This window comes from Psychrobacter sp. Sarcosine-02u-2 (assembly GCF_002836335.1).
Taxonomy (GTDB): Bacteria; Pseudomonadota; Gammaproteobacteria; order Pseudomonadales; family Moraxellaceae; genus Psychrobacter; species Psychrobacter faecalis.
Map to the genome: position 1 here is coordinate 61,130 of NZ_PJBX01000175.1, position 16,201 is coordinate 77,330.

General features: G+C 43.0%; 13 protein-coding genes. 5 read left to right on the forward strand and 8 right to left on the reverse strand.

The features are described from left to right. The first annotated feature begins 91 nt into the window (after positions 1–91). The 3 genes from CXF58_RS11565 (at position 92) to CXF58_RS11575 (ending at position 3,592) form a co-directional block, all read left to right on the forward strand. A complete protein-coding gene (locus CXF58_RS11565; protein WP_068406381.1) occupies positions 92–1,273 on the forward strand; it encodes a thiolase family protein in 1,182 nt (393 codons plus the stop codon). A 526-nt stretch (positions 1,274–1,799) separates the two neighbouring features. Continuing rightward, positions 1,800–2,648: a DUF2382 domain-containing protein gene (locus CXF58_RS11570; protein ID WP_068406378.1), complete on the forward strand. Its 849-nt coding sequence runs from the start codon at positions 1,800–1,802 to the stop codon at positions 2,646–2,648. Between the two features lie 212 nt (positions 2,649–2,860). Next, positions 2,861–3,592, forward strand: coding sequence for a YsnF/AvaK domain-containing protein (locus CXF58_RS11575; RefSeq protein ID WP_082894339.1), 732 nt, complete (start codon positions 2,861–2,863; stop codon positions 3,590–3,592). 104 nt (positions 3,593–3,696) lie between these two features. Here the strand turns inward: CXF58_RS11575 and CXF58_RS11580 are convergent, their stop codons facing one another. Together CXF58_RS11580 and secA are read right to left on the reverse strand one after the other, a co-directional pair. Then, complete coding sequence (locus CXF58_RS11580; RefSeq protein ID WP_068406375.1) at positions 3,697–4,254, reverse strand: hypothetical protein; 558 nt, start codon at positions 4,252–4,254, stop codon at positions 3,697–3,699. Positions 4,255–4,550: 296 nt separating this feature from the next. Next, complete coding sequence (gene secA / locus CXF58_RS11585) at positions 4,551–7,331, reverse strand: preprotein translocase subunit SecA (RefSeq protein ID WP_102077575.1); 2,781 nt, start codon at positions 7,329–7,331, stop codon at positions 4,551–4,553. Positions 7,332–7,786: 455 nt separating this feature from the next. On the opposite strand from secA, the gene mutS reads away from it, so the two are divergent. Both mutS and fdxA read left to right on the forward strand, forming a co-directional pair. Further along, positions 7,787–10,891 (forward strand): DNA mismatch repair protein MutS, encoded by a 3,105-nt coding sequence (gene mutS, locus CXF58_RS11590; RefSeq protein ID WP_102077576.1) that lies wholly within the window; start codon positions 7,787–7,789, stop codon positions 10,889–10,891. Between the two features lie 100 nt (positions 10,892–10,991). Continuing rightward, on the forward strand, positions 10,992–11,315 hold the full coding sequence (gene fdxA / locus CXF58_RS11595) for a ferredoxin FdxA (protein WP_068406370.1): 324 nt from the start codon (positions 10,992–10,994) through the stop codon (positions 11,313–11,315). Between the two features lie 99 nt (positions 11,316–11,414). Here fdxA and CXF58_RS14140 read toward each other — a convergent pair whose 3' ends face one another. From CXF58_RS14140 to CXF58_RS11625, 6 genes are all read right to left on the reverse strand, one after another. Continuing rightward, the gene (locus CXF58_RS14140; protein ID WP_068406368.1) at positions 11,415–11,732 is read right to left on the reverse strand and encodes a hypothetical protein; all 318 of its coding nucleotides are present in this window, start codon (positions 11,730–11,732) and stop codon (positions 11,415–11,417) included. 5 nt (positions 11,733–11,737) lie between these two features. Beyond that, positions 11,738–12,079, reverse strand: a complete 342-nt coding sequence (locus CXF58_RS11605) for a PilW family protein (RefSeq protein WP_068406366.1) — start codon at positions 12,077–12,079, stop codon at positions 11,738–11,740. Further along, positions 12,079–12,654, reverse strand: a complete 576-nt coding sequence (locus tag CXF58_RS11610; RefSeq protein WP_145989809.1) for a type IV pilus modification PilV family protein — start codon at positions 12,652–12,654, stop codon at positions 12,079–12,081. The genes CXF58_RS11605 and CXF58_RS11610 overlap by 1 nt, the downstream gene beginning before the upstream one ends. Further along, on the reverse strand, positions 12,648–13,097 hold the full coding sequence (locus CXF58_RS11615) for a pilus assembly FimT family protein (protein WP_068406364.1): 450 nt from the start codon (positions 13,095–13,097) through the stop codon (positions 12,648–12,650). Before CXF58_RS11615 ends, CXF58_RS11610 begins: the two co-directional genes overlap by 7 nt. Before the next feature lie 401 nt (positions 13,098–13,498). Continuing rightward, entirely contained in the window at positions 13,499–14,302 is an 804-nt protein-coding gene (locus tag CXF58_RS11620) for a ComF family protein (protein ID WP_180952580.1), read from the reverse strand. A gap of 27 nt (positions 14,303–14,329) precedes the next feature. Next, entirely contained in the window at positions 14,330–15,769 is a 1,440-nt protein-coding gene (locus CXF58_RS11625; protein WP_102077578.1) for a phospholipase A, read from the reverse strand. Positions 15,770–16,201 lie beyond the last annotated feature (432 nt).

The following is a 16,201-nucleotide window of genomic DNA, read 5'->3' on the forward strand; positions in this document are numbered from 1 at the left end:
TCATCTATAAACGTGTGACCTTAGCTAGAAACTTTTATTTTAATGACTAAAAAAAACTTTCGTTTCAAATACCGAAAAAGGAAAAATAACGATGTCAAATGATGCAATTGTAATTTTAAATGGCGCCCGTACTCCGATGGGCGGTTTTCAAGGCGCTTTAAAGGACGTCAGCGCAACTGAACTTGGCGCAACCGCTATCAAAGCAGCCGTTGAGCGTTCAGGCGTGAGCGTTGATAATATTGATGAAGTCATCATGGGCTGTATCTTGACTGCTGGTCTTGGTCAAGGCCCTGCCCGTCAGGCGATGCGTAAAGCAGGTCTAAATGATGCCACGGGTGCTGTCACCATCAATAAGCTTTGTGGTTCTGGTCTAAAAGCAGTTATGCAAGCGCACGATGGTATCAAAGCGGGCAGCTTCAACGTCGCAGTCGCTGGCGGTATGGAATCGATGACCAATGCGCCTTACATCATGCCAGGGTCACGCGGCGGTTACCGTATGGGTCATAAAGAAGTCAAAGACCATATGTTCTTAGACGGTCTAGAAGATGCCGAAACCGGCAAATTAATGGGGCAGTTCGCGCAAGAAATGGCCGATGAAAAAGGCTACAGCCGTGAGCAAATGGACGAATTTGCTATTGAATCGCTAAACCGTGCTTTGACAGCGATTAAAGACGACCATTTTAAAGATGAAATCGAGCCTGTCACTTTCAAATCGCGTAAAGGCGAGCAAACGGTTGATACCGACGAGCAGCCTGCGCTTGCCAATGCCGAGCGCATTCCTACCCTGCGCCCTGCTTTTGCAAAAGAAGGCACGATTACAGCGGCAAACGCCAGCTCAATCTCAGACGGCGCGGCAGCGGTTGTGATGATGAAAGAGTCGCAAGCAAAAGCCGAAGGTTTGGATTATCAAGCACGTATTGTTGCCACCGCTTCTAACTCGCGTCATCCAAGCGAGTTCACCATTGCTCCGATTGGGGCGATTGAAAAAGTACTAGACAAAGCTGGCTGGTCAATTGCAGACGTCGATTTATGGGAAATCAACGAAGCCTTTGCGATGGTGACCATGGCTGCGATGGATGAACTTAAAATCGACCACGCTAAAGTCAACGTCGAAGGCGGCGCTTGTGCCCTTGGCCATCCAGTTGGCTGCTCTGGCGCGCGTATCTTAATCACCCTTATCAACTCGCTTAAGCGTACTGGTGGTAAAAAAGGCGTTGCAACCTTATGTATCGGTGGCGGTGAAGCTGTTGCCGTTGCCATTGAACTGGCTTAATTTTAAGCCAATTCAACGTTTGAGCTTTTAAATTCGAAGTTCTGATTTAAAATATCGACTGATTTTCTTAAAATTTTAAGACCGCATAGCTACTAGCTGTGCGGTTTTTTTATACCTAAAAATGACAAATACCGCAAAGCGGTGAACACGCTGTAAGAAAGCCTTAACTTAATTTTATATAGTAACGGCGTCATTTACAGCCTATTACACGCAATTACCTCAAGCGCACACTTTGCTACCTTGCTCATATATCGTATCGAAAAACCTGCTGCTACGATAATAACAAGTTGATGGAGAGGCTGCTTATTAACGATAGCTAGTCCTTAATGATAGCGAGATTCTATTAATAATCATGGAAATATCTTCTTCATCTAATCTTGTTGATTTATAAAATCTAAGTTTAAACCAGTTCAAAAGAAATAGACGACAGTTTTTTAGCAACGCAAATTTTTACTGTATTGCTATTTTATAAAAAATAATTATTAATCCAATCAAATAAATTTACTCATAAAAAAGGAAGATAATAATGAGCCAACTAATTCGTTTAAGAGATATCCAAGCAACTCACCGTGACCTAATTGGTGATGACTATTATGATCCAACTGGTAAAACTGCTTATGGCGTCAATGAAGAAAAAATCGGTAAAATCGAAGGCGCGCTAGTAGAAGATACCACTGGTCGTATTCGTTATTTAATCGTTGATGCAGGCGGTTGGTTCAGCTCAAAAGAAGTTCTAGTGCCAGCAGGTCTTGCTCGTATCGTCGGTGACGACGTCTTCTTTGATAGTTTAACGCAAGCACAAGTGGAAGCGATGGAAGTCTATGATCACGATTATCAGTACAGCTATAAAGAGCAGTACGAAAAAGATCGTCAATCATTCGCTGCTGATACTGTACCAGAAGCAGAGCGTATGGAGATTGCCGACCATGCGTATAATGCGCCAAACACGCTAGAGCTACTAGAAGAGCGTTTGACAGTCAATAAAGACCGCATCGTTGCAGGCTTAGTAAAAGTTGGTAAGCATGTCGTTACTGAAGAGCGCAACATAGATGTTGACCTTGAAGAAGAGCATGCCAATATCCAACGTACCAATGTAGATCGTCCAACAGATCGCCGTATCGGTGATGTAGATAGCAATCAAACGGTCGAGGTTCAATTAGAAGCAGAACGTGCTCGCGTCAATAAAGAAACCTATGTCGCTGAAGAAGTAAACGTTGGTAAAACTACCGAGCGTCATACTGAAACCATCGCTGAAACCATCCAACGTGAAGAATTAGATATCGATGGTGATGGTAATGTGGTTGACCGCGAAGGTAACCTTTTTGACCGCGATGATATCACAGCCGAAGATGTCCGGCGCGCTCGTGGTATGTAATACGCCATACTTGCGCACCTTGCATAATTCTTAAGGAAGATTTCTTAGCAATTGATAATAAGAAATAATAATTAGAAAAATAACAGTTAGCTATGCATCGCGCGATAGTAATGAGCAGCTGAGTGACAAGCTCAGTAACTAAGACCAGAGCTTGCCTCTGGTCTTTTTTTATACCTCTTTTTAAGCTGCCTCACCATTTAAGGAGCACTACCATGATTAACGACGACAATAAAGTTAAACCGCAACAAACCAATCAGCAAGCATCTTTGGCAACTGACTCTACTTCGCACTTAGAGCAAATTGCTAATCATAGCGGTGAGAACAAATTGCCTGCGCCAGATTTGTCCGCTACTGATTTATCCAATACTCATCAGCAGCAAACTGTGTCGAGTCGTTCACAAGAAGGCTTAGAAAATAATTTATCTACTAATTTAGCAAACCATCGAACCGATACAGGCAATGGTGGCTATTTAGAATTATTAGAAGAGCGTCCTGTCATTAATAAAGAACGCTTAGATGTTGGCAAAGTGACGGTAACCAAGCACAGACGCACCAAAACCATTGAGGTGCCTATTGAGCTGGTAGAAGAATATATTACCGTGCGTACCGACTATCAAGACGTACAGAGTCAGGATTTACTATCAGGTGATTATGATGATAAGGACATATTGCGTCATGTTGAGCCGTCGCTAGATAGTAAAGCAGTCGTGACCATCAATGGCAAGCAGGTTGAGATTGGTGACGCGCCGATTGAGATTATCTTATCGCGTCAGGTAGCGACGATTACCAAAGACACTCATGTGATCCAAGAAATAGAGATTAATAAAACCACGCATACCCATACCGATAGCATTCAAGTAGCGCTCCAACACGAGGAGCTAGACGTTAAAGAAGAAGGTTATCTAGCCCATGAGCAACAAAGCAATGCCGCTGATAAAAAATAGCGTTTATAAAAAATAGGCTGATAAAGCATTTTTGTAAGCAGTCGTAAGACCAAACCAAAAAAAAGCAACGTTAACGTTGCTTTTTTTATGCGAGGTATTTGTTGTTAGGCGGCTGTTTCTGCCGTTTTAGTTTCAGACGCTGGTGATGTTTTACATTCATAGGTACTGACGTTTTCTGAATCGGCACCAGCAGTACGCATCACACCAGTTTCACGATCTTCGTGCGCCACGCGCCACTGGATAAAGCCTTCACCACCGTCAAACGCTGTATCTAGATTGAAAACTTCAGGGTTGGTCGCATCATTGGTTTTGGTCAGAGTTACTGTACCTTGAGCAGTCTCAAGAATCACTTGTTTGTCAGCGTCTTTGTAAGTGGCTTCGACGGCTAGTGCCGGTGAACATGAGTAGCTCATTTGCTTGACGCCAGAATTAACAGACGCTACGGTATCCTCTTCCACATCGCTGACTGGCGCATCTACCACCACATCACTTGGCTCGGCAGGCTCAGCGGACATAGGCACCGATTGCTCTTCACTGATGCTGTCTTCTAGACTTGGTTCTGGCTCTTGCTGTTGTTGACAAGCACTAATTGTCATCGCGCCAGCGAGCAGACCGGTAACAACGACAGAGGTACGAAATTGTTTTAATAATTCTATATTCATGACACTCTCCAAAAAAATATGTTAAACACTATAGCGTGTATGTAAATTCACGCCTATGTTGAATTTGTAATTAATCACTACAAAAGCGCTGTTACTTTTATATTCTTAATAGTTAGACTATTTATTAATAGAGTTACAGTCACTTAAAAGTGCTAAAAAGAAAGGTAGAAGATATCGCCCGATAATTTTTCCTATCGAAATTCTTATGGCTATAAATCTTATCGCTATAAAAAAGTCCCTATCTAAATAAGACAGGGACTTTTTATCATAGCTTAACAATTTTTGATTATCAATATTTAGATTTTACCGTGACATTGTTTATACTTTAGGCCTGAACCACAAGGACATGGCGCGTTACGGCTGATATTCATCCCAGCGTATGGGTCAGGCTCACTGGCATTGTTGCTACCACTGCTCGCGATAGACCCTGCTGTTACGCCAGCAGCAACGCTACGGTTTTGCGCCGCTGGTCGCTCTACGCCGCCATCCATATTGTCGATATCACTGTGTTCAAACTGCATTTGCATATGCGCGGCGTTTTCACGCTGCTGAGCTTCTAACGCTTCTAACTCTTCTTTGGTTGGGATATGGACGCGTGATAAATCTTGTACGGTTTCAGATTTAATCGCACCAAGCATCATTTGGAACAGCTCAAACGATTCACGCTTATATTCTTGCTCAGGATTTTTTTGCGCATAACCGCGCAAATGGATACCTTTACGTAGCTGATCCATTTGGGTTAAATGCTCTTTCCAGTGCTTATCCAAACTTTGTAGCATAAAATGACGCTCGAGCTGGGCGGCATCTTTTTCGCCCATTTGCTCACGGCGAGCATGATAGCGATCCAGCGCAGTTTGGATAATTTTGGCACGTAAACCTTCTTCATCTAGGCGGCGGTCTTCATCCAGCCAATCGTTAATCGGCATGGAAATTTTAAACTCATCTTCAAGCTCGTCTTCTAAGCCGTCGATATTCCACTGATCATCAATAGAGCCTGGCGGGATAAACTGATCAATCATGGCATTGTAGACTTCATGATGCATGACTTCGATGGCCTCCAATAAATCCATCTCTGCCAGCAAGTCATCGCGCTGACCATAGATAACTTTACGCTGCTCATTGGCGACGTCATCGTATTTCAATAGGTTTTTACGGGCATCAAAGTCACGACTTTCGACTTTACCTTGGGCATTTTCAATCGATTTTGAAACCATTTTATGCTCGATGGCTTCATCTTCTTTTAGACCCATCGCCCGCATCATATTAACAACGCGGTCACCGGCGAAGATACGCATCAAGTCATCTTCAAGCGATAAGAAAAAGCGCGACATCCCAGGGTCACCTTGACGACCGGCACGACCACGCAACTGGTTATCGATACGGCGTGATTCATGACGCTCAGAACCAATGATATGTAGGCCGCCAGCCGCAACGACTTGGTCATGCTTGACCTGCCATTCTGCTTTTAGGCGCGCCATCTCTTCCGGACTGACCGCATCAATATCTTCGATAAACGACTGCCAGTTACCGCCCAAGATAATATCGGTACCACGACCTGCCATATTGGTGGCGATGGTCACCGCTTTTGGACTACCTGCCTGCGCGATAATTTCTGCCTCACGTTCGTGCTGCTTGGCGTTTAGGACATTATGCTTGATGCCTTCTTGATCGAGCAGATAAGACAACTCTTCACTGGCTTCAATCGTCGCCGTACCAACTAAGACCGGCGCACCTTTGGCTTGGATCTCTTTAATCTCGCGAATGATACCTTTGTACTTTCCTAACTTGGTTAAGAAAATCTGGTCATCCATATCGATACGAGCAATCGGCTCGTGCGTTGGAATCACGATGACGTCTAAATCATACGTTGATTTAAACTCTGCTGCTTCGGTATCGGCGGTACCGGTCATACCGGATAGTTTGTCATAGAGACGGAAATAGTTCTGGAAAGTCGTCGTCGCAAGGGTTTGGTTCTCTGCTTGAATCTCGACGTTTTCTTTGGCCTCTACCGCTTGGTGCAAGCCTTCTGACCAGCGGCGACCGGGCATGGTACGACCGGTGTTTTCATCGACGATAATCACTTCGCCGTCGTCAACGATATAATGGACGTTTTTGACAAATACATGATGGGCGCGGATTGCCGCTTGTACGTGAGCGAGTAGCGGCAAACGACTCGGGCTATATAAACTTTCGTTTTCACCAAGCTCGCCCACTTCGATTAAGAAGCGCTCAATTTTCTCATAGCCTTTTTCGCTGATTTCGATTTGACGATTTTTTTCATCAATCCAAAAATCTTCGTCTTCATTATTTTTATTGGCTTCTTCATCTTTTGAGCGTTTAAGCCGTGGAATAATGGTATTAATCAGCGCATACATACGTGATGAATCTTCTGCTTGACCCGAAATAATCAGCGGCGTACGCGCCTCATCGATTAAGATAGAGTCAATTTCATCAATAATGCAATAATTTAGCGGACGCTGTTTTTTCTCAGCCAGGCTAAAGACCATGTTATCGCGCAGATAATCAAAGCCATATTCGTTATTGGTACCGTACGTGATATCCGCTTGATAAGCGTCGATTTTTTCTTGTGGTGGCTGCTGCGAATAAATAACGCTGACCGTCATACCCAAAAAGCCAAATAATGGGCGGTTTAACTCGGCATCACGCGCCGCCAAATAATCGTTGACCGTGACCAAATGCACGCCTTTGCCACTAATAGCGTTTAGATACATCGCCAAGGTACCCATTAAGGTTTTACCCTCACCGGTTTTCATCTCAGCGATTTTGCCTTCGTGCAAGGTGATACCGCCGATGAGCTGCACGTCGTAGTGACGCATACCATTGACGCGTAAGGAAGCCTCGCGGCAGACGGCAAACGCTTCTGGTAATAAGGCGTCTAAGCTTTCACCGTTTTGGTGTCTTTCTTTAAATTCTGCGGTTTTTTGTTGTAATTGCTCATCAGACAGGGCTTGAATGTCAGCCTCATATGCGTTGATTTTGCTGACCACTCTACGCATGCGCTTGAGTTCGCGGTCATTTTTGGTGCCAACGACACTGCCTATAATCTTTGATAACATAATTTTTTGACCTATGGAAATATTCGATAATTAGTGCGCATTCGCCAAGGGTTTATATACTGCCGCTTGGTCATTTCAATGCTGACAATCATCACTGACTAAATACCTTTTAATAACTTACTGATTAATAACGCCCTGATTGTCAAAATGCGGATTAACAAAGCACGCAATAATAAGGTACTGCCTAATGATGAGTCGCTTAATGAAGTATCGCCCAATTAAGTGTGCCGTCATTATATATGGTTATGACGCCGATGGATACAAGGGCAGCGAGTAGATATTTGCCGACGTAAAAAGGTCGCTGAACGTGTTAAAATAGTGCCTATATCCTTCATTTAGCAGCTGTTTCGCGATATCAATAAACGCAAATAACTGCCAACCTGCATCCCTGATTTATTCTAAAAAACAGCCATTGTTTCTAAGCAAACCCAATTAAGCAACATAAGAGATTCTGCATGACCGTAAAACCATCCGCGAAAAACCCTAACGCTTTAATATTTGATACATCTAAAACCTTAAAAGCTAAGCACGTAAAAACTGAGCATTTAAATAACGATCAGTTGCTAATCGGCGATGCTATTTATCATTTAGCCGACCATACGCCGATGATGGTGCAATATCTAACCATGAAAGCCAACTATCCACAAGCGCTACTGCTGTACCGGATGGGTGATTTTTATGAGTTATTTTTTGATGATGCTAAGCGCGCGGCGCAGATACTCGATATCACGCTCACTCGCCGTGGTACGGATAAAGCCGGCAATACCATTGCGATGGCAGGTGTACCGTTTCATGCGGCTGATAGCTATATGGCGCGGCTCATTGCAGCTGGGCAGACAGTGGTCGTTTGTGAGCAAATTGACGAGTCAGTTACTAGCAGCCCGTCCAATACACCGACAATGGGCGATAAGCAAAAGAAAGATAAAAGTAAATCTGCAACCGGCACTATCATGCGCCGTGAAGTAGTTAAAACCCTGACTGCCGGTACGATTACTGATGACGCCTTAATTGCACCCAACCACACCCCGACTGTCGTTGCCATTGATATCGAAACTCCTAAATCGAACAGCAAACAACCTATGCAAGCTGCTATTAGTCAAATGGATTTAGCCGCTGGAACCCTAACCACACAAACACTCAGCGCGCCTCATGGTGATATTGAAGGTTTGCAAACTCAAATACTGACGGTGCTGGCACGTTTTGCGCCGAGTGAATGTATTATTAGCGAGGTGCATGGAAACAGTTTTGACAGTAGTGGTAGTAATGGCGAAGATTGGCTGCTGTGGCTACGGCAAAATCTCGACTGTCCTATTATCGAAGTTGCGGCTAATGACTTTCATCGTGAGCATGCCAGCGAGACGCTTTGCCAGCAGTTTGACGTCCAACGCCTCGATGGACTTGGTATTAATGACTCGCCACTTGCCCAATCTAGCTGCGCCGCCCTTATTCATTATGCACGGCAAACCCAGCAACGCCACGTGCCACAAGTGAATCAGCTTATCGTTGAATATAATGATGATTATTTAATCATTGATGCCAATAGCCAGCAAAATCTTGAGCTGTTTACCCCCGTTAGTAGCAATGGTACATCATTAATATCAGTGCTCAATCATTGTCAAACGCCGATGGGACGTCGTTTACTCATGCAGCAAATGAAGCGCCCACTGCGTCAGCATTCACGTATTAATCTGCGCTTAGATGCAATCACTAGCCTTTTGCAGTCAGACAATAATTTTGGCGAAAATAAGCAGGTTAATGAAAATTTAGAAAAACATTCATTGGTCAGCAGTTTACGTGAAACCTTAAATGCTATCGGTGATATCGAACGTATCAGTAGCCGTATCGGTCTAATGAGCGCCAAACCGCGTGACTTGCGTAAATTGGCTGATGGTATTGCTAGTAGCAAGCTGCTTAATACCCTACTGAGCAATGCAGGTATCAGTCATAAGCGAGCAGGATTATTGCCCATGCTGATGCAGCAATTGCCAGACCAGCTACCGGCGGTGCAATCTGTCGCCGAGCTGATTGAGCGTGCCATTATCGCAGAACCGCCGGCGCATATCCGTGATGGTGGTATGCTAGCAGTTGGTTTTGATGCTGAGTTTGACCGCCTCACCCACTTACATGACAATATCCAAGTAACGTTAGATGAGATGCTTGAACGCGCGCGTCAAGACTACCAATTACCTAGCTTAAAAGTAGGCTTTAATAAAGTCAGCGGTTTTTATTTTGAACTGCCCAAAATGCAGGCAAAAAATGCCCCTGCGCATTTTATCCGTCGGCAAACGCTCAAAAGCAGCGAGCGCTTTATTACCGATGAGTTAAAAGCAGTCGAAACCGAATATCTAAGCGCACAAACATTAGCATTGACTCGTGAAAAACAGCTGTATAATGAACTATTGACCATATTAGGCGGTCATTTAGCGGAACTACAACAGCTGAGCGCGGCTATCGCGCAGATAGATGTGCTTAGCAATTGGGCACAGCTTGCGACCCTTTATAATTGGCAACGTCCAGTCATGAGTAATGATTCACAAGATGGCAATTATTCGAAAAATGGTAGCCAAACCAGTATTGATATTAAACAAGGTCGTCATGTCGTTGTCGAAGCGGCGCTCAACCCCGCCAACATTAACAATACTACTCAACAGAGCAGTACGAAACCTAGCAGCCATTTTGTCGCCAATGACTGTGCGCTCGGCAGCGATGCAGACCCTGAAAGACTTCTGATGATTACTGGCCCTAATATGGGTGGTAAATCCACCTATATGCGCCAAACTGCACTCATTGTTATACTTGCGCATTGCGGTAGTTTTGTCCCAGCATCAAGCGCTCATATTGGTGATATCGACCGTATCTTTACTCGTATTGGCTCAGCGGATGACTTAGCAGGTGGCAAATCGACCTTTATGGTTGAGATGATTGAAACCGCGAATATCCTTAATCAGGCGACCAATAAATCGCTGGTACTAATGGATGAAGTCGGACGCGGCACCGCAACTACGGACGGTCTAGCAATCGCTCATGCTTGTGTCAATCGATTGGTCGAGATTGGTTGCCTGACATTATTTGCCACCCATTATTTTGAATTGACGCAATTGGTCAACCCTGCTGAGAGCCAACACGCCAGCATTCGTAATGTGCATGTCGCCGCCAGTGAAATCGATGGTCAACTACTACTACTCCATCAAATCCGCGAGGGCGCAGCAAGCTCTAGCTTTGGTTTACATGTGGCAAAAATGGCAGGGATTCCTACGCAGGTATTAAATGATGCCAAGCGCTATTTAGTAGATAACTTAGAAACTGAGAGTACCAAGACCATTGATGATAAAAATGAATTAGCTAAGTCGTTAAACGATAAACAGCAGCAAAATCATTACAATGAAGTAGAAAAACCAAGCTTACGCGACAATGTTCAACCTCAATCGATAAGTAATATTCCACAACAAAATCAATTGTTTAGCTTGCAAGATGAACTGACAGCAATTAATCCTGATAACCTGACGCCAAAGCAGGCGCACGATTTACTGTATCATTTAAAGGAAATCATTAGTCATTAAAGGGATTTGTCAAATAGTGGCAAAAGCGCTAAAATATGTCTTATTTTCAGCTATAGTACTTACAATTGTACTTTGCCAAACCAATAACAGGTAGACCACTATGACCTTTGTCGTTACAGATAACTGCATTCTTTGCAAATACACCGACTGTGTGGAAGTCTGCCCTGTGGACTGCTTTTATGAAGGCCCGAACTTCCTTGCTATCGACCCTGATGAGTGCATCGACTGCGCGCTATGCGAGCCTGAATGCCCTGCCAATGCGATATTCTCAGAAGATGAAGTACCAAAAGGCCAAGAAGTGTTTATTCAATTGAACGAGGAGCTGGCGCAAAAATGGCCAAACATCACTGAGATGAAAGGTCAGCTGCCAGAAGCGGCGAAGTGGGACGGCGTCGAAGGTAAGATTCAGTATTTAGAGAAGTAGCTAGTGTTTTAAAGCCGAACAACGTTGAGACAATAAAAAACCACCTATCTATTATTTAGATAGGTGGTTTTTTATGGCAAACGAATCTTTATAAGGACTTTAAGGTAATACCACACATGGCGTACCTTTAGGAATATTACATTCGATACGCGCGTTAGAAGGCGCTTTTGTAATTGCTTCAATCTTTTGCCAAGTGTTTAATGTCCAACCTGTAGCATCCGTAATAGATTGACAGGAATTCAAGATTAGTGATCTTGGAGTTGAAGCAGAGTCTTCATCGTTTAATACAATGAAAACTTCGTTACCATAGCTTTTTACTTCTGATAGACAAGCATTAACTTTTGCTTTATTTGAGTAAACCTGATACGCAGGTGTAGCAATGGCTGCTAATATGCCAATGATAGCAATCACTATCATCAACTCTATGTTCCACCCATTTTAATGCCATTCATATTGTTTTTAGATTTATCTGTTTGCGAGGCACTAACTAGACTAGTATCACTGGTCATAATCACACCAGCTAAAGGAGTGAAAGGGTTATTGGAGTCCGCCATACCTAAATTACTAAGCCTGATACTTTTCTCAATATTTTGAATACCAAAAATACTCGCTTCTAATATATCTGTACCACCGGACTGCACGCTACTGGTTTTTATACTTGTGAGATAAACCTGCATAACTGCTGCTGATATGAGAAGCCCTAGTGTGAGGGAAATCATGAGTTCGATTAATGAAAAGCCATCTTGAGTATGTTTAGCTTGCATTAGTATGACTCCATAATCAAACAGTCAGAACCTGCATAATAGACGCCAGATGTATCAGCACAAGCTTTATTACTGTCTGTATTAGCACCAAAGACTGGTTTAGTACCACTCCAGGAAGTAATAATACAGTGGCGTAATTGTTTGTTTGCTGTACCAGGACAAGTAACCATATTTAATAAAACACCATTATCACAGGCTTTTTGCATGGCATTCGAGCTATTATATTTTCCTAGTTCCTCTGCAGTGCATAAATCATTATCACAATTTTTTGTGACACTCGCAGCTTTATATGCTGCAACAGCAGTACAATAATCTTTTGTATCAGATACACTGCCTAAAACACTTTGAATATCCTGTTGATAAATTAATATATTGTCAGGATTCAATCGTAAGTCTTCAGATAAACCACGCATTACTGTATTGGCATTGGCAATTAATACACTATCATCTGTGGCTTTCACTGAAACCATATTTAATGCGCTGAATCCTAAAACCGCAACCGCTAATAATAATAGAGCTACCATAACTTCTATTAATCCTACACCACTTTGAGAGTTTGAATTCTTCATTAACATGTTCCTCCCAATTTAGTAGTGATATTAGCGATTTTATTAACCTCAATCTGGCGCGGCGTCGCATTATTACTGCTATCACAGATTGTGTAAGTACGTGCCGTGTTAACCCGTTTACTTGGCTCAAAGACAATAGTTACGGGTGTGTCTGGCTTGATAGTACTTTTAACGTTATAACTATAATTTGCGATAGTGTTTGAATCAGGGGCAGTAATCGTAATCACTTTAGGTGTGCTAGTATTGTTATAGCTCAAAGTAAGGTTCTGCCGACGAATAATGCTTTCAGCTTTCGCTTCTTTTAACGCATTAGCCAGTGTAGCCGTCGTCGACTTTACGCGCTGATTGGCAAGCTGAGTACTGATACTAGGTGCAGCAATACTGACAATAATAGCAAGCACGGCAATCGTTACCATCAGCTCAATCAGGGTAAATCCTGAGCTGGTCATTTGTAACTTTTGTGCTACCTTATTCGTAGATGCGTTCACATCAAATCCCTATCTATAGCTGTCATTGTCTTTGATAAATGCTAGGTCTGTCATAGTAATAATTACCGTACCTAGCCCTTCTAAAATCTATTCTCAGCTTATTATTTTTTAACTATATCCATTAAGATACATGCAATTTTTGTTCCAATAGAAACAATCGTCATACAGTAACGATACTTTTGTCCAATGTATTTTTTGATTTAAGCGTTTAGAACACGAATCGGAGTTATGGGATTTTATTTAAACGATAAAAATCGAAATATGTAGGTAAAATGTGTCAATAATATAACGTTAAGGCAACATATTAGCAACATAATAGTTATTTTAAATGAATAGAAGCAATTTTTTGATAGGAACAGATTTTACAATTGACTGCCGTGTGCTAACGCATAGGCTGATAGATGATATTGATGAGAGTTCTTAGAATTAATGACTGACAAGCCTGTAGATTGACTGCTTAAAGCATGACCTAATGCTTGTAGGCTAGCACCTGTAGTCGCGACATCGTCAAATAATAATAAGCGTTTAACCGGAGGGTTTTCGCTTAAAGCAAAGGCGTTTTCTAAGTTGGTTAAGCGTTCGGCACGTGTCAGCCCTTGTTGACTGATAGCATCATCGATACGTTCTACGCCTTGCCAAAGTGGAATGTGCCAATGCTTAGACAATTGCGCGACTAAAATACTGACCGGGTCAAAACCTCGTTTAATAAGGCGTTGCTCCGTCGTCGGCATCGCAACAATGACACTATTATCCTGATGACAGCCGTGCGGCCTAGGCAATTGACGTAATACATGTAGCAATAACGGCAACTTGGTCATATCTTCATGATGCTTAAAAGCACGAATAGCTTGACGTATCGGATAATCGTAATAGGTCGCTGCTTGAATAGAGAGAACAGTACCCGAAGCGATATCAACCTCAAAGGGTTTGGGTCGCCATGCGATACTGTTATGACAATCGGAGCAAAGCAAGCCGCTGTTAAAACGGTTATTAACTTGCTGGCGCAGTTTGGCAAAAAATGAATGCTTATTTGGCGGACTTGGTGAGGAATGAGTTGGTAGGTGTTGTGATTGCGACGCACTGCGATAAAGACGGCACAACTGACAGCGTATGTCCCCATACTCTGCCAGCCATAATCCAGTTTGATAAGGCGCTAAGTGTCGCATCACTCGATGCCCATCGCTGCGTTTATTCTAAAAACCTTTCCAGTCATTTAGCACGATACCAAAACCAATCGAAGTATTTTCATGGTTATAATCAATAATAGATTCGCCATAACCTTGGAATAATTGAATATAGCCGTTGACGTTTTTGGATAATGGATAGACATAGTCGATTTGGGCAGCACCCTTGTTGGTACTCGGATTATAACGCAAAGTACCGCTTAGGCTTTGCTGATCAGGCAAATCATATAAAAATTTGATATCGCCATAGCCCATGTAATCTTCGATATCTGGATTGTCCTCACTGCTAGAGCTCTCGTTATTGACGCGCGCCCATAGACGCGGTATGACCGACAATTTGCCCCACTCTGCCCCTGCCATCAGATAAGCACGGTTCCACGAGCGCGATAAGGGATCATCTTGCCCATTAGAGTGGTGAATCGCACCCGCTCCTAACATGCGCAGACGGCCACCAAAAGGCAGATCAGCTGTGACAGGCTGGGTCAAAAATATCTCTGGCTGATAATCAGTGGCGCGAAATGGTCGTGAGTTGTCTTCGTTATAAACCTGCCAGTGCGACTCTTGGGTATAACCAAACCATAAATCGGCACTGGTATCAAACAAATCCTCCATCACTTTGGTCTTTAGTGACAGCTGGAACTTTAGCTCTGTATTACGGGTGTCGTTAGAGGTAAATTCTTCTTTATCTTGCGACGGCGTGCTTGGTCCTAAATTGGGATCAAAAGTATAAAATAGCGGTAGCAAATAAGTTGGTCGGTGTGGTCTGACTGTCCAGGTACCTCGCTCGCTGTTTTTATCCAAATCATAAGCCAAACTTAACGGCGTGTATTTCTCGATATCAGCTTGGGTGACGCCGACGTTTTCTAATACTTCCGCCTCCCTTTGCGTCAATCCAACCGTATCCAAACTCTCGCCATTACCAGCTTCGTTATTTGCTGTATTATTACTGTTTGCAGAAATGGTGGTATTTTCTTCTACTAGGACAACTTGCGGATTACCAGCAAGGGTACTTTGTAGGGTTTTTGCCAAATCAACTGGTTGTTTAGTCGTGGTGTAACTCGGCGTTTTGCCTTGCTCGGCAACTTTATCAAAACAAGCCAAACGCGCACCACTGGTTTGTACTTGTGTACATTCATAAAACAGTCTTGCTTGTTCGGCGACAAACTCCTTACTAATCACCTTGTCGCTTTGAGCCGCCGCATTTGGATTGACCACGCGCTTATTGACAACTTTTGCCGCCTCATCAGTATCATACTCAAATGCGATACTCTCTACCGGTAGCTCTTCATAGCTTGGAGTGCCATTAGCGGCGTTGGCTTGTAAGGTAAAACAAGCAAGCGCTGTCCCAACCGCCATGGTTAAACAGCATTTGGACCGCTGACTGTTATTATTTTTGCCTGCTTTGTTAAGCGCTAAAGAGGGACGCTGCGGCGTAATAGGAGAAAACATAAGTGTCCTTTATCTAACTGGCATGAGCGCCAGCAGAGTCTATGAGATAATTGATATAACCATTAGCATGATTGCTAAAATAGAGTAAAAACCAAAGAAAACCAATAAATATGGACGTGTCAGGTAGCCATTACTCGTGGTAATGCGCCTTTCGCAATGTTGCTTTATTGTAATGAAAATAAGGGCACTATACTAGCGTTATTGCGAGCAAATTCTGATGTAAATAATAAGGTAAGTAGTTAAATGAATAGTAATAAATAACGTTAAACCAAGGATTTAGCGTCTATATTAAAAAAGCTATTTAGTAAGATTGAAAAAGCCAACGTCCTATTATCAAAGGACGTTGGCTTTTTAATGGGTAGAAATGATGTGGAATTTATCTACATTTAAACGATTAATTTAGCGCGGTTAAGGTTTGCTCAAACGCTGCGT

Coding starts and splice junctions, on each gene's coding strand:
- CXF58_RS11610 (WP_145989809.1), bottom strand. CDS start 12,654: ATGTTAATGAAGAATTCAAACTCTCAAAGTGGTGTAGGATTAATAGAA.
- CXF58_RS11575 (WP_082894339.1), top strand. CDS start 2,861: ATGATTAACGACGACAATAAAGTTAAACCGCAACAAACCAATCAGCAA.
- CXF58_RS14140 (WP_068406368.1), bottom strand. CDS start 11,732: ATGATAGTGATTGCTATCATTGGCATATTAGCAGCCATTGCTACACCT.
- CXF58_RS11605 (WP_068406366.1), bottom strand. CDS start 12,079: ATGCAAGCTAAACATACTCAAGATGGCTTTTCATTAATCGAACTCATG.
- fdxA (WP_068406370.1), top strand. CDS start 10,992: ATGACCTTTGTCGTTACAGATAACTGCATTCTTTGCAAATACACCGAC.
- CXF58_RS11615 (WP_068406364.1), bottom strand. CDS start 13,097: ATGACCAGCTCAGGATTTACCCTGATTGAGCTGATGGTAACGATTGCC.
- CXF58_RS11625 (WP_102077578.1), bottom strand. CDS start 15,769: ATGTTTTCTCCTATTACGCCGCAGCGTCCCTCTTTAGCGCTTAACAAA.
- CXF58_RS11620 (WP_180952580.1), bottom strand. CDS start 14,302: ATGCGACACTTAGCGCCTTATCAAACTGGATTATGGCTGGCAGAGTAT.
- CXF58_RS11580 (WP_068406375.1), bottom strand. CDS start 4,254: ATGAATATAGAATTATTAAAACAATTTCGTACCTCTGTCGTTGTTACC.
- CXF58_RS11565 (WP_068406381.1), top strand. CDS start 92: ATGTCAAATGATGCAATTGTAATTTTAAATGGCGCCCGTACTCCGATG.
- secA (WP_102077575.1), bottom strand. CDS start 7,331: ATGTTATCAAAGATTATAGGCAGTGTCGTTGGCACCAAAAATGACCGC.
- mutS (WP_102077576.1), top strand. CDS start 7,787: ATGACCGTAAAACCATCCGCGAAAAACCCTAACGCTTTAATATTTGAT.
- CXF58_RS11570 (WP_068406378.1), top strand. CDS start 1,800: ATGAGCCAACTAATTCGTTTAAGAGATATCCAAGCAACTCACCGTGAC.